Genomic DNA, 13062 nt, shown 5'->3' with positions numbered 1-13062 from the left:
TTTTCAAACAATTGCGCTTTGCCTCACTGCGTTCGGATACAGGGTTTCTTCAAACCTTTTTGTATTTCAGTCATTTTCATGCAAACAAGTTTGGTTACGACCGTTTTCTTTTGCACGATACAACGCAGCATCGGCACTCTTTAACCATTGAGTGTGAGTTTCAAAATAAGGTTTATACTCGCAAACACCAATACTTATCGTGTAATTAATCAAAAAATCTTCCACTTTCACGATCTCTTGCTCAATTCTTTTACGTAAACGCTCCGCGAAATAGCAAGCTTGTTCTTGATTCGTATGAGGAAGCAATACCGTAAACTCTTCTCCGCCAAAACGACCGCACACATCACTGCTTCTTGCTGTCTTTCTTAATAACGAAGAAGTACGACGAATGACTTCATCTCCCGTCGGATGACCATAGGTATCATTCACTTTTTTAAAGTGGTCGATATCAAATATTACTAACGAGCATGGTCCGTCGATAACTTTTAGGTGAGCAAACTCTTCTTTCAGCGATTGCTCCCAATAAGCGCGATTAAATAAACCTGTTAAACCATCTTTGCGACTGATTTCAGACAAATGTTGATTTGTTTCTTTCAAATGAATGCGATTTCTTGCCGTTTCAGAGACATCATTCACTTGAATAGCAATGTGGCTGACCTCTCCTGAGAGCCCGATTAACGGGGTGATTACGATGTCTTGATACATGAAATCACTGCTGTTTGAAACCGGAGAAAAATTGTTGAATTTAAAAAGGTACGGTCGGTTTTCCCAGCTAGAGAAGGAACGAGTTTCCAGATCGGCGGCGGTTTTTATCTTGGTTTCTAGCCAAGTTTTTGGCAGCTCTTCAAAATGATCAAATAAACATTGGCCAAGGATTTCTTGTGACAGAACGCCACTGTATGACTGCATAAAACTGTTCCACACACAGACCTTATACTCTTGATCCAACACGATAAGCCCTGAATCCATCGTATCGAGAATTTGTGTGACCCAATGAAAGTCTGCTATGTCCAGCGTAATATCGGACATTAGATTAGCTCCATGATTTCATAAATAATTTCTACGGATGGTTTATCAATTAAAAACAGTACCTCACACTCAAAATCGAGCGCTTCTGCCATGTAGGTGTATTCGATAGTAAACAGCTCACCTAATTCACCCTGCTCTTCACAGTAAGGCGTTAACGTATCCACAATGCCTGGCTGACGAAGTGAGAATTGCTTGTCGAGCTGATCCCCTAACGATGTGAGAAATGACGAAACCAGTAAGTTCGAGATATTCAAAATGATTTCATTATGAGGTGTAAACTCAAGCAGGTAGCCTAACTTCTCGCCAATTTGATTGATGTCTCTACCACGCAAACACACCAGAGCTTCACCATGAATACCGCCACCAACAAACCTCTGCGCAACCGCGACGGAGCCATCACGCCCAACAACGTCGACAAGCGTCATATGAAGTTCGCCGTAGGATAACGGACCAACATGTGGAACAGGAAGTTGGATGAACTCGTGTAAGTGGTCTGCCATAATCGCAGCCCCTTTACCAAGTGCAATGTTTGCAATCTCGCGGAATTTGGCTAGTGAGGAGAACTCCTCGCAAATCTGGCTTTTAGGATCAATCGAATGGCTAGGCTTGAACGCATAGTGCAGCCCCAATTGTTCATAGAGCGGTATCACCTGCTCTTCTGTCAGAGGCTTAGCGATAAAAGCTTGAGCACCTAGCTCTATGCAGCGCTGTTTTGCCTCTTGTTGAACATCTCCAGAAATAATGACGATTTTAGTCTGGTAGTGACTAACAGGTAATGACTCGAGGACTTCAAAACCGTCCATGATCGGCATCGTTAAATCGAGAAACAAAATATCGATATTTTGCTCCGCAAGAATATTTAGCGCCTCATACCCATCTTGAGCTTCGATCAGGTGCAATGATGTATCTAGTACGATGGAGCGCGCAATGAGCTTTCTTGCAACCGCTGAGTCATCACATATCAGTATTTTCATGTCACCAATGGAACTAACGTCAAAAAAATAATAATACCTGTTGTATACGTTCATCTCCATATGCTATGCCGACAAATCAGAGGCTTATAAGCGATTTGATTCACATTTATACAAATTGACTACACTGAGAGGAAGGTTTCTTTACGAAGTATGCTCAACGTAGCGCCAACACCTTGCTTTTTATCCTAAACTGTTGGTGGTCAAATAGATTCGCGAGGTTTTGTATGTGGCAAGCAATATCGCAACAGCTTTCTGATACTTTATTATTCGAGTACCAGATCACGGAAAAAGTAAGACTGTCTGGTGGGGATATCAGTGAAAGCTACATGATCAATGACGGCGAACAGCGCTATTTCGTGAAAATTAACGATCGCGAGTTCTTGTCTAAGTTTGAAGTTGAGGCAGAAAGTCTGCATCTTTTGCGTGAGACATCTACCCTATTTGTTCCAGAGGTTGTGTTGGTTGGTAAAACCAAAAACGCCTCATTCCTAATTCTTAACTACCTTCCAACAAAGCCATTAGAAGATGGCCCAAACAGCTTTAAATTAGGACAGCAATTAGCTCACCTTCATCAATGGGGCGAGCAAAAGGAATTTGGTTTTGATACGGATAACTATCTCGGTTCCACTCTACAACCCAATAAGTGGCACAAGAAGTGGTGTGTCTTCTTTGCTGAGCAACGCATAGGATGGCAATTACAACTCCTTAAAGAAAAAGGCGTCACTTTAGTTGATATCGACGACTTTATAGATGTCGTAAAACAACTGCTAGCAAACCATGCTCCAGAGCCTTCCTTGCTGCATGGCGATTTATGGAATGGGAATGCGGCTCTCACGGCATGTGGCCCTATCTGTTACGACCCCGCCTGCTACTGGGGTGACAGGGAGTGTGATATTGCGATGACTGAGCTTTTTGGTGGATTTCAACCGGAATTTTATCAAGGTTATGAATCTGTTATGCCACTTTCTGCTGGTTATCAAGAGCGTAAAGATATCTATAACCTTTACCATGTTCTCAACCATTGCAATTTATTTGGCGGCCATTACTTGGAGCAGGCTCAACAAGTTATTAATAAAATTATTTCTTATTAATTTGGAAGCCACTGCATATTTCAAGATGTAAAACCTCGAGGCACATCACTACAGAAAATGACCCTAAGTTCAAGGTTGAGTTTGGGGTCAAGTTTTATACTTATTTCGACTCAATTAGCAACAACTCCACCTAATATCAAAGGAGACTTAACTTTGGATTGTGCCTATTTTCCTTGTAGGCAAAGTAAGTGAAGGGCTGTACTTCCTTAAAGAATAGAGTGTTTAAAAGCCCTGCGATATTAGGAGTTGTTGTATGAAAAATTATACCGAAAGGCATGTCAAATGCCCCCATTGTGGACATTCAATCGGCATTACACTAGATGCAAGTAATGGTGACCAAGAGTTTTATGATGATTGCCCAGCTTGTTGCCATGCCATTCACTTAAATATGCGAGTAGATGAGCTGCAAGATAAAGTCGAACTGTTTATTGATGACAATTACGAATAACAACTCGAGCATGTAAGCGTTGGAAACACAAAGTCACTTGAATTAAAAAGGAGCGCTTGGCTCCTTTTTATCATTCTAAAGCTGTTTTGCTGCGAGAACTCGCTCAACAGTATCAACTATGGCCTGAGTCTGAGGGTCAAACTCGATATTAACGCGGTCCCCTACTTGTCTTACTCCAAAGAGTGTTCGTTGCAAGGTTTCTGGAATTAGATGTACTGAAAAACGACACGCTTCAACCTCACCAATCGTCAAAGAACAACCATCCAAGCCGATATAGCCTTTCGCTAACACATATTTCATTGATTCTTGCGGCAGTTGGAACCAAATCGTGCGGTTATTAGGCGTATCGATGATCTCGACAATATCAGCCATCAAACTAATATGGCCAGACATGCTGTGTCCGCCAATTTCATCACCAAACTTGGCAGCTCGCTCAATGTTTACGCTGTCACCTTCAACTAGCTCGCCTAAGTTGGTGAGAGCCAATGTCGCTTGCATTAAATCAAAGCTGATAAGGTTGCCATTAATTTTGGTCACGGTCAGGCAGCAGCCATTGTGAGCGACAGATGCACCTATTTCTAATCCTTTACAAAGCTCATCGCTTAACTCGACAACATGCGTTTGAAAGCGTTCTTTTTTATCAATTTTAACGACCTTCGCCGTACCCTGAACTATTCCTGTAAACATTCTTTTTACCTATTGATTTCATACAAGCTGCAATCGATGACAGAGCCTTAAGCACAGCACTGTGTATCGAGATAAAACCTGTAGATTATAGAGCAACGACCTATTGAAAAATGGAGCCTTGTTCTCATACATGCTTCTAACATTAACATGATTTATTACAGCTCTCAGTATTAGCGTATCCTGAGCTTAGCGAGCATTAAGTTAGTGTTATCCACTATTCGCAACCTAACTATGGAATATAAACATACAATTGTTTATCATTTGCGCGGAGTTTCTCCGAGGCATTTTTTCACCTTATCGTGACTAAAATCAACCATCAGATCAGTTCACCACATCTTTTGTCCTCGAGCGCTCTCATTCTTTCAACTTATTGTTCCGCTCTGGAGTATTTTTCGTGCATCGCTATAAAGAAGAAGCATCAAGTCTCATCAAATTGGCGACCCCGGTATTGATCGCATCTGTTGCTCAAACTGGTATGGGGTTTGTTGATACCGTTATGGCCGGAGGCGTTAGTGCCACCGACATGGCTGCGGTTTCTGTCGCTTCAAGTATTTGGCTTCCATCCATTTTATTTGGTGTGGGTTTGTTAATGGCGTTAGTCCCTGTTGTCGCACAGTTAAATGGCTCTGGTCGTCGAGTAAGAATCCCGTTTGAAATTCAACAAGGCGTCGTTTTGGCATTGTTGATCAGTGTGCCGATTATTGCAGTGCTGCTTCAAACCCAATTTATTCTCGGATTTATGGATGTTGAAACGCTGATGGCAGAAAAAACAGTGGGGTACATTCATGCTGTTATCTTAGCAGTCCCTGCCTTCTTGCTTTTTCAAACGCTTAGAAGCTTTACGGATGGTATGTCATTGACGAAACCAGCAATGGTCATTGGCTTTATCGGTTTACTGCTCAACATTCCCCTAAACTGGATTTTCGTGTATGGCAAGTTTGGAGCACCTGAATTAGGCGGTATTGGCTGCGGTGTCGCAACCACGATTGTTTACTGGGTCATGTTTGCCCTACTATTGCTTTATGTAATGACATCAGATCGACTTAAAAGCATCAACTTATTTGGTGAATGGCATCGACCACAATGGAAAGCGCAAGTTCGTCTGTTCAGACTCGGCTTTCCTGTTGCAGCAGCGCTGTTCTTTGAAGTGACACTATTTGCTGTCGTTGCATTATTGGTATCACCATTAGGACCAATCATCGTTGCTGCGCATCAGGTTGCGATTAACTTCTCTTCGTTGGTATTTATGCTTCCAATGAGTATCGGTGCCGCAGTGAGTATTCGTGTCGGCCATCGACTTGGCGAAGAAAACGTAGATGGCGCTCGCGTTGCTTCACGAGTGGGCATCATGGTTGGTCTAGGTCTATCTGTTCTTACAGCGATATTAACCGTATTGTCTCGTGAATGGATCGCCGAACTTTACACTAGCAACCCAGAAGTCATCACTCTAGCGATGCAACTGCTCGTATTTGCTGCTGTTTATCAATGTACGGACGCAGTTCAGGTAATCGCGGCAGGTGCACTGCGTGGCTATAAAGATATGCGAGCCATCTTCAACCGTACTTTTATCGCCTACTGGATTCTTGGTTTACCAATGGGTTACGTCCTTGGCCGCACAGACTGGATCGTCGATCCAATGGGTGCGCAAGGTTTCTGGCTAGGCTTTATCATCGGCCTTTCTTCTGCCGCACTTATGTTAGGGGTAAGAATGCGCTGGATGCACCGCCAAGAACCAGAGGTGCAATTGAACTTTTCAGTTCAGTGATAATAAGAAAAAAGCCAGCACACGCTGGCTTTTTTGATCGAATAATAACGCTGTTGAGTATACTTATAACAAGATTACGAAGCGGTTGATTTTGCTCTCTAGACAACGAATACGAAGTTATAAAAAGGATATTTGTGCGGTCTATTTTATTGTTTTTAGTCTTGTTTCTTAACGGTTGCGATAACTGGTTCAACCCAGAGAACGCCATGTTTGACAAGTATCACCAACGTGTCGCCAATGTGTTGGACGCTCCTACTCTTCCAATCGAATCGCAACCTACTGTGACCATACCTGCAAAACGTGACTTATTCGAGCCACTTCCAAGGCTATCGATTGGTTTACTAGAAAGCTACCAATTACGCCAGTGTGGATTATTCAATCTACTTGCCGAGAAAAACTCGCAACTTGGTAAGGTGCAGGATGCATTTCATGATTTTGATTATCAAACTGCCCTTTTAAGAGTCATGAATCGATGTCTATCCGAATTTCAGCTCAGCGATGAAGAACGTACTACATTAACAGAGCTTTATTCGACTAAGTGGCAGCATTTAGGTACTCATCTTGACAACTTGCTACTCGCGAGTGGTGCAATGCAAAAGCAGCTAACGGCGTCGGATTGGCTATCTCAAGAAACACCAAATGATGTTGCACGTATTAACGACGTCTATCGCCTTTTCAGTGAAATGTACGGCTTGCCTCATCGCGCCATTTCACGTCTGCCCGATATTGAGATTGTGCAGTATCAAGAAGAGTTAGAGAAATCTCGTTTACTCGGACGACTTTACTATTCGATGGTAAACACATCCCTTTGGTTAAAAGCGACAACTCAGCTACTTGAGCAGAATCAGAATAATGTGTTGTGCGGACCAAACCGAGACGTGACCCAGTTCCGCTACCTAAGAAATGTCTTTCAATCCATTTACGTTGAAGAAGTGCAACCTTACTTAGCCTATTTAGACAGTACCTATCAGCAACTTCATGATGGCGCCACCTTGATAGAAAAGCGTATGCAACTTCATGGTCATCAATATGGCATAAAAGAAGCACACAAAACCTTTAGACAAGAAACCCTAAACCACGTTCAGTTTTGGCAGGGGCTCTTCAAGCGGTGCGGCGTAACCGTTGGCAACTAGTAAGTGCAGAGCGTTCTATTCCTTCAGCCTCTCACGCAAGAATCGGGCAAAACGTGGCTTACCGGTATGAGTAAAACCGTTGTACCTGAACGTGACGGTTGAACCTATTTTCGGAGGCTGACGACGCACTTCATCGGTAAACCCACTACCAATGTAAAACTCTGTACCATCTGGCAAGCGAACTAACATCGCCCCCATCATACCCAATAAACGCCCCGTACCTGGCTTATAGCCCACGACTAGCGCTTCATCATCCGCGTATCGTTTCAGTTTAAGTAAATCACTTCCACGTCCAGCTTGATAACGACTTGATACCTTACGTAGCATCACCCCTTCACCATCGGATATTGAAATCTTATCCAATTGCGCAAACAGGTGAGCTTCATTTTTGATCGCTCGGTGTTCGACATATTTGATATGAGCTTGGTCTACTTCGAGCACTAAGTCTTTGATGTTGTAATAACGCTTCCGGTAATCACCAGCAGAATACGGCATATCAAAGATCATAAAATCAATGTTTCGCCAAGCTGACTCCACAGGCGTTTTATCCAAAACCGTTTGTTGTACGAGATGAAAATTGCCTCGTCCCGCCCATAGCTCACCATCTAACGGATAGTCAGGTAGTGAATCTATAAACCAATCTGGAGCGTAGATTCGGTTACCATTTCTCGTCACGAGATGTTGTCCTGTCCAATAGGCGCGAATGCCGTCGAGTTTTTCGCTATACCAATATTCAGATACATCGATACCATCTTGATAGCTTTGAGCAAGAGAAACTGGAGGCGTGAGAGAAGTATCAGCTTGAAGCTGTGAAGACGCTGTCATAACAGCCAGCGCGATTAATGTCATTTTTAATGGCATAAGAAGACCTTGTACAAAAAAGCGCCTTTATTGAACCGTAACTCCTCTCGATGACCTATTTGTTACTAATCATTCTTCGACTCAGAACAATCAACTTAAGTAATGATTTGCAAGGACAATCATAAACTTTAGACAGATTTTGCATTTAATATTTACACATTGTTCACAATAAGATGGGTGAGTCTCAAATCAAGTCGCAATCTAATCTCGATGAGACTCTTGCTTTAGCACTCGATACTAATTCGACCTCTCTCCTGAACAAGCCGTTTGTCTATGCGTTTTTGATTCTCAAATTGAGAACCTATTCCTTCTCAATTTGAATGACACCACCAAAAAAAACATAACTATCTGATTTTATACGCATTTAAATCTGGCACGTTACCTGCTCTATATCCAAGTAGAGAAAACAAACGGAGATAGAGTCATGGAATTACGCAAACTAGAAATTAATCAAGACAAATTAGCCATTGAGTTTTTTGGTGACTTAGACGCAAGTGGCTGTCGACAAGCACAACATCACATTGATGAAGTAATTCACGACAATCATCACAAAGAAGTCGAAATTAACCTACAGCACGTCCAATTTCTTGATTCTTCAGGGATTGGTGCCATTGTTTACTTATATAAGCGTCTAGTTGAACGTGAAAGAAGCATGAGTATTGAAAACGTATCAGGCCAACCTTTAGAAATCATGAGCTTGCTTCGTATTAACCATGCTATTCCCGTTAACTCAAAAGGACACTAAAAATACCGGTTTAAACGGAGGTTGGCATGGTAAATCTTATACGACGATATGTAGTAAGCGGTCTTGTTGTCGGCATGTTTGGTTGTTCGTCGTTTGACTACCCAGACCACGGAAAAGGTGGCTTGGCGGAAAACTATCAAGATATCTCAATTGAAAATTATCAGTTTTCCCCAGTCATGCCCGATGAACCGTTAGGTCCAGAGCATGGGTTGAGGTTTGATTGGCAACTCACCAAGCTACACCTAGACGCGTTGATTCAAGAAGGCGCACGCTGGTGCTTTCCTGCAGCAGTCGTGCAAGCACTTGAGAAGCAAAACAGAATCGCACGTGAGCTAGAAGGGGGACTTCTACTCGATGCTGCTAACGATCTGGTGATTCAACGTCGACGTTTAAACCAACTTGAACAGCAACTCGACTATGTATTAAGCCAAACCACTTGTACGCCACCCGATGATATTGAAGCATTGCGTAGCGATTTGAACGTCGTCGCTGAAATTTATGCACTCCTCAATATTGATAATCAATTTGCTGTCGATTCAGCAGAAATTAATCCAAAGTACATGGGACATTTGGCAGAAGCTGCCTACATTTTACGTGACCACCCTAACCTAACTCTTGTGGTGACTGGGCATGCCGATGTCACTGGCTCACCAGATTACAACCAGAAACTCGCTCAAGCGCGTGCAGAACAAGTGAAGCGTTACCTGACTGTATTTGGCATCACTTCAGAGCGCGTAACCACCAAATCTGTGGGAGATAGCCTGCCGCTTTATGAAGGTGAATCACCTGCCGTGCGTTTAACCAATCGCCGCGTAAGCATCGAGGTTATTAGCCCTAATTCAGATAGCGATACCTCAGTAAATCGCAATCTATCTGCAGGAGGTACGCTATGAACACGATGAAACCATTTATCACCTTAGTTCTTTTGTGCTTGGTTGCTTGGGTACCTACTTCGTCAGCAGATGAAAACAATACTGTTAAGGTCGGCGATTTAATTCAGATTAACCTACCTGGAGAAGCGTCTTTAAATAAAGGATTTCAAGTCGATCGCCGTGGGCGTATTAACTTACCGGAAGTCGGCCCTGTATTTGTTGCTGGATATAATGAGCAACAGCTCCAAGACGTGATTATCGAAACGCTAAAAACCGTGTATCGTGACGTAAACAACGCTCGAGTCTTTATCAAACAACAACAGTTATTAGTGTCAGTCCAAGGCTACGTGGTCAAACCCGGGGAATATACCTTACCTTCAGGTTCCAACATTCAAATGTTTGTATACGAAGCTGGCGGCCTTCGCGCTGGTGCTCAGCTCGATAAAATGATCGTTAAACGCGGCGACAAAAACATCGAGTTTGACTACAAACGTTTCCTTGATACTGGTGATAATAGCCAGCTCCCGAAATTGGAATCGCTGGACGTACTGTTTGTTCCAGCATCTCCACTCGTTGGGAATATTGAGCAAGAATTTGATGCAGCAAAACTCGCGAACTCAGGCGATAGCGCAGACTCCGCTCGTGCCATCAAAGTCTTTGGTGAAGTTAATGCTCCCGGCTCATTCTCTTACAAACCGAACACCACGCTCGTTGATGTCGTGATGAGAGCTGGCGGCGTAACACGATATGCCAGTGTTGAGCAAATTCGCGTGATCACAAATAACAACCCAACCATGTTTAATCTAAAAAAGTATCTGGATACGGGTGATCAAAGCTTACTACCAGAAATCCTACCGGGTGCCACCATCTTTGTTCCAAAACAGGAAGAAGAAATCAAAGCGGGCGCAAATGTGGTTTATGTCATGGGTGAAGTTGCCCACCCTGGCGCGTATGAAGGAAAGCAAGACGCTAGCTTCATGGATATTCTCGCCAATGCAGGCGGGCCTACTCGCTATGCAGAATCTCGCCAAATTCGTGTCATAAAAGCCGATGGTAAGGTCATCAAATTCGACCTAACCGCGCATACCGAGGGGCAGTCTTCGGTTAGACCACCGAATGTCGGACCTGGAGACGCGATTTTCGTCCCTGAGAAAACCGATTTCAACGAGAAGTCATGGCTAAAAGTGGCGCCAAGTCGAGCGGTCGCTGTGATGGGAGAAGTCGTGCGCCCGGGACGTATTGAATGGTCAGACGAAATGGATTTAATTGATCTGCTTGCCCATGTCGGCGGCCCAACACGTAGAGCTGACACCACCAAAATTGAAGTCGCCAATAATGGTCAAATGACACAGTTCGATTTAGATCAATACATTTTAGATGGCTCACCAACATCGAATCTGCCCCGAGTTTCAGCTGGTACGGTAGTAAGAGTCCATGCATTACCTGACGATCCATCAGACAACAAATCGCAATGGGTAAGCCAGAGCTCTGATGCCTCGATATATGTTTTCGGTCAAATCAATGCCCCAGGCCGCTATCGCTTTACCGAAGAGATGCACTTTCTGGATATTTTATCTGCCGCCGATGGACCAACAATGGATGCCGATATTCACAATATTCGTGTGACGCACCGTGGCCTAGGCTATGCCAAAGTGAGTAAATTGAATTTGTCGATGTACTTTGAAACGGGCGATGAGTCTATTCTGCCCCACGTTCGTCCCGGCGATACCATTTACATTCCGGAAAAAAACAAAAACTGGTTGGATCGCTCCAAAGAATCCACCGTGCGTGTATTAGGTGAAGTAAGAGACCCTGGGCGCTATGTATTTAATGACAACATGACGGTACTTGACTTGCTGGCCGAAGCAGGAGGCCCGACAAACAATGCGTATCTTGAAAAAATCAGTGTGGTCAACATGTCTTGCTGTCAGGGCCAAGCTCGAACATTTGATTTGGTGAACTTTAGCAAAACCGCCAACATTTATGATTTACCAGTCATCCGTGCAGGCGACACTATTTACATTCCACATAAAGACGAAAGCTTTGCTGAAAAAGCGAGAGCCGGATTAAGAGATATTTTACAAATCACCACAACCATCGTGTTAATAGGAGCGTTGTAATGACTATTCCTGCCACTCACGCTGAGATTGAGCAAATTTATCTTCAGAGTGAACAGAAAGGCCACAAAACGATTTGTGTTGTGGGTTGTAAGTCTGAAGACGGCGTCACTTCCGTGGCTTCATCTCTAGCAGAGCGTCTGGTTTTAGCTGGGCACAATACTTTGTATGTGGATCTTAACCTGTTCAAGCCCGCTTATCGCACCATTCACGAGTTTGATGATGCCGAAAAAGTTGGCCACCTGATCACAAGAGAAAATACGCATCAAACCTTAGTCGGTCTCCCTGCTCCATCTCTCGCCAGCACTCAATTGGCGTACCGAGACCCGACAATGCTGAAGCGCAATATTGCAGAGTGGTTAACGCAATACGAGCGCGTCGTGATAGACACATCTCCACTTCTGAGTGTCAACCGAAGCAATATTGCCCCTCAAGTGATTGCGGGCGTATGTGATGCCACCTTATTAGTCGCACATTATGGCTCTACGACGGCAACCCAACTCGAACAAGCCAAAAAACTACTTGATGCTAGCGATGCGAATTTGATTGGTTCCGTGCTGAATATGAAGCATACACCTAGCCTGAAAGATGAGTTGATCCGACAAGTTTCCAAGCTACGCTTTTTACCCAAAAAGTGGAAAGAAAAGATATCTCAACAAATTAAGAAAAGTGAACTGTTTATGTTATAGGGAGCGCCAATATGACTGCAAATAACACACCGACTATCGAACAGGAATTGGTGGATGAACACATTCTCCAGCAAATGATCAAAGATACGTGCGCCGAAATCATCCCTACGCTGATTGAACACTATATTGAAGAGTCACGAGAGCGCATGGAGAAAATAGAGCAAGCATCAAGCGCGAAAGACCTCCAAACATTAGAGTTCGAAGTTCATACACTCGGCAGCTCTGCCCTTGCTTTAGGTAACCGAACGCTTTCCAGACAAGCAAGAATGATTGAGAAATATTGTGTAGAAGGGAAAACACTAGAAGCATTGGCTCTCTGTGAGTCTCTTTCCCAGCTGGCAATTGAATCGTTTGACGCGCTAGAAAAGCGAAAAGATCAAGGGTTCGAGTAGCGGTTTCAAGGACAAATTATCTTATCAATCATCGCACTTATTAAAGTGCGATGCCGATATCATCTAAGACATTTACAATTTAACTTAATCAATTAAAAAGTATGGATTTTTCGCAAATTTCCCACCTTGTGCTAATACTTAGATAACGCTTTTCTCAAATTGAGAATATTCAGCACTAGAGAGCACTAAGCCATATAACTCGCTCATCACGCCAAATAGAAATAATAGTGCTGACAAAAATCATAAAAGTGAAACGAAC

Annotated in this window: 13 protein-coding genes; 9 read left to right on the top strand and 4 right to left on the bottom strand. The window is 43.4% G+C overall.

Annotated features, from left to right (window positions below; genetic code table 11):
* Positions 1-66 precede the first annotated feature (66 nt).
* Positions 67-1029, bottom strand: coding sequence for a GGDEF domain-containing protein (locus tag NDJ01_RS13155; RefSeq protein WP_005396213.1), 963 nt, complete (start codon positions 1027-1029; stop codon positions 67-69).
* Positions 1029-2003 (bottom strand): response regulator, encoded by a 975-nt coding sequence (locus tag NDJ01_RS13150; RefSeq protein WP_258586825.1) that lies wholly within the window; start codon positions 2001-2003, stop codon positions 1029-1031. The genes NDJ01_RS13155 and NDJ01_RS13150 overlap by 1 nt, the downstream gene beginning before the upstream one ends.
* Before the next feature lie 224 nt (positions 2004-2227).
* Here NDJ01_RS13150 and NDJ01_RS13145 point away from each other — a divergent pair, with 224 nt between their 5' ends.
* Positions 2228-3094: a fructosamine kinase family protein gene (locus NDJ01_RS13145; RefSeq protein WP_005396217.1), complete on the top strand. Its 867-nt coding sequence runs from the start codon at positions 2228-2230 to the stop codon at positions 3092-3094.
* Positions 3095-3347: 253 nt separating this feature from the next.
* Entirely contained in the window at positions 3348-3542 is a 195-nt protein-coding gene (locus tag NDJ01_RS13140) for a CPXCG motif-containing cysteine-rich protein (protein ID WP_005396219.1), read from the top strand.
* Between the two features lie 75 nt (positions 3543-3617).
* Here NDJ01_RS13140 and NDJ01_RS13135 read toward each other — a convergent pair whose 3' ends face one another.
* On the bottom strand, positions 3618-4229 hold the full coding sequence (locus NDJ01_RS13135) for a riboflavin synthase (RefSeq protein WP_005396220.1): 612 nt from the start codon (positions 4227-4229) through the stop codon (positions 3618-3620).
* A gap of 394 nt (positions 4230-4623) precedes the next feature.
* Here NDJ01_RS13135 and NDJ01_RS13130 point away from each other — a divergent pair, with 394 nt between their 5' ends.
* Together NDJ01_RS13130 and NDJ01_RS13125 are read left to right on the top strand one after the other, a co-directional pair.
* Complete coding sequence (locus NDJ01_RS13130) at positions 4624-5994, top strand: MATE family efflux transporter (RefSeq protein WP_258586824.1); 1371 nt, start codon at positions 4624-4626, stop codon at positions 5992-5994.
* A gap of 134 nt (positions 5995-6128) precedes the next feature.
* The gene (locus tag NDJ01_RS13125) at positions 6129-7127 is read left to right on the top strand and encodes a DUF3080 domain-containing protein (protein ID WP_258586823.1); all 999 of its coding nucleotides are present in this window, start codon (positions 6129-6131) and stop codon (positions 7125-7127) included.
* Positions 7128-7142: 15 nt separating this feature from the next.
* Here the strand turns inward: NDJ01_RS13125 and NDJ01_RS13120 are convergent, their stop codons facing one another.
* Entirely contained in the window at positions 7143-7988 is an 846-nt protein-coding gene (locus NDJ01_RS13120) for a DNA ligase (RefSeq protein WP_258586822.1), read from the bottom strand.
* Between the two features lie 424 nt (positions 7989-8412).
* Here NDJ01_RS13120 and NDJ01_RS13115 point away from each other — a divergent pair, with 424 nt between their 5' ends.
* Genes NDJ01_RS13115 through NDJ01_RS13095 form a run of 5 tightly spaced genes read left to right on the top strand, consistent with a single transcriptional unit; the run spans position 8413 to position 12803 of the window.
* A complete protein-coding gene (locus tag NDJ01_RS13115; protein WP_005394270.1) occupies positions 8413-8733 on the top strand; it encodes an STAS domain-containing protein in 321 nt (106 codons plus the stop codon).
* A 26-nt stretch (positions 8734-8759) separates the two neighbouring features.
* On the top strand, positions 8760-9626 hold the full coding sequence (locus NDJ01_RS13110) for an OmpA family protein (protein WP_258586821.1): 867 nt from the start codon (positions 8760-8762) through the stop codon (positions 9624-9626).
* Complete coding sequence (locus NDJ01_RS13105) at positions 9623-11725, top strand: SLBB domain-containing protein (RefSeq protein ID WP_258586820.1); 2103 nt, start codon at positions 9623-9625, stop codon at positions 11723-11725. Before NDJ01_RS13110 ends, NDJ01_RS13105 begins: the two co-directional genes overlap by 4 nt.
* Positions 11725-12411 carry an AAA family ATPase gene (locus NDJ01_RS13100; protein WP_053807396.1) on the top strand — a complete coding sequence of 229 codons (687 nt, stop codon included), beginning with the start codon at positions 11725-11727 and terminating at the stop codon, positions 12409-12411. The genes NDJ01_RS13105 and NDJ01_RS13100 overlap by 1 nt, the downstream gene beginning before the upstream one ends.
* An 11-nt stretch (positions 12412-12422) precedes the next feature.
* On the top strand, positions 12423-12803 hold the full coding sequence (locus tag NDJ01_RS13095) for an Hpt domain-containing protein (RefSeq protein ID WP_258586819.1): 381 nt from the start codon (positions 12423-12425) through the stop codon (positions 12801-12803).
* Positions 12804-13062: the final 259 nt, after the last annotated feature.

The sequence above is a fragment of the Vibrio sp. HS-50-1 genome, from assembly GCF_024747315.1.
In the GTDB taxonomy this organism is placed as follows: domain Bacteria; phylum Pseudomonadota; class Gammaproteobacteria; order Enterobacterales; family Vibrionaceae; genus Vibrio; species Vibrio diabolicus.
This window is presented reverse-complemented; position numbering and strand designations above follow the sequence as displayed.

Excerpts from the sequence above, each read along its gene's own strand:
- NDJ01_RS13140 (WP_005396219.1), top strand. The coding sequence starts at position 3,348 with ATGAAAAATTATACCGAAAGGCATGTCAAATGCCCCCATTGTGGACAT.
- NDJ01_RS13145 (WP_005396217.1), top strand. The coding sequence starts at position 2,228 with ATGTGGCAAGCAATATCGCAACAGCTTTCTGATACTTTATTATTCGAG.
- NDJ01_RS13155 (WP_005396213.1), bottom strand. The coding sequence starts at position 1,029 with ATGTCCGATATTACGCTGGACATAGCAGACTTTCATTGGGTCACACAA.
- NDJ01_RS13120 (WP_258586822.1), bottom strand. The coding sequence starts at position 7,988 with ATGCCATTAAAAATGACATTAATCGCGCTGGCTGTTATGACAGCGTCT.
- NDJ01_RS13135 (WP_005396220.1), bottom strand. The coding sequence starts at position 4,229 with ATGTTTACAGGAATAGTTCAGGGTACGGCGAAGGTCGTTAAAATTGAT.
- NDJ01_RS13105 (WP_258586820.1), top strand. The coding sequence starts at position 9,623 with ATGAACACGATGAAACCATTTATCACCTTAGTTCTTTTGTGCTTGGTT.
- NDJ01_RS13110 (WP_258586821.1), top strand. The coding sequence starts at position 8,760 with ATGGTAAATCTTATACGACGATATGTAGTAAGCGGTCTTGTTGTCGGC.
- NDJ01_RS13115 (WP_005394270.1), top strand. The coding sequence starts at position 8,413 with ATGGAATTACGCAAACTAGAAATTAATCAAGACAAATTAGCCATTGAG.
- NDJ01_RS13100 (WP_053807396.1), top strand. The coding sequence starts at position 11,725 with ATGACTATTCCTGCCACTCACGCTGAGATTGAGCAAATTTATCTTCAG.
- NDJ01_RS13095 (WP_258586819.1), top strand. The coding sequence starts at position 12,423 with ATGACTGCAAATAACACACCGACTATCGAACAGGAATTGGTGGATGAA.
- NDJ01_RS13150 (WP_258586825.1), bottom strand. The coding sequence starts at position 2,003 with ATGAAAATACTGATATGTGATGACTCAGCGGTTGCAAGAAAGCTCATT.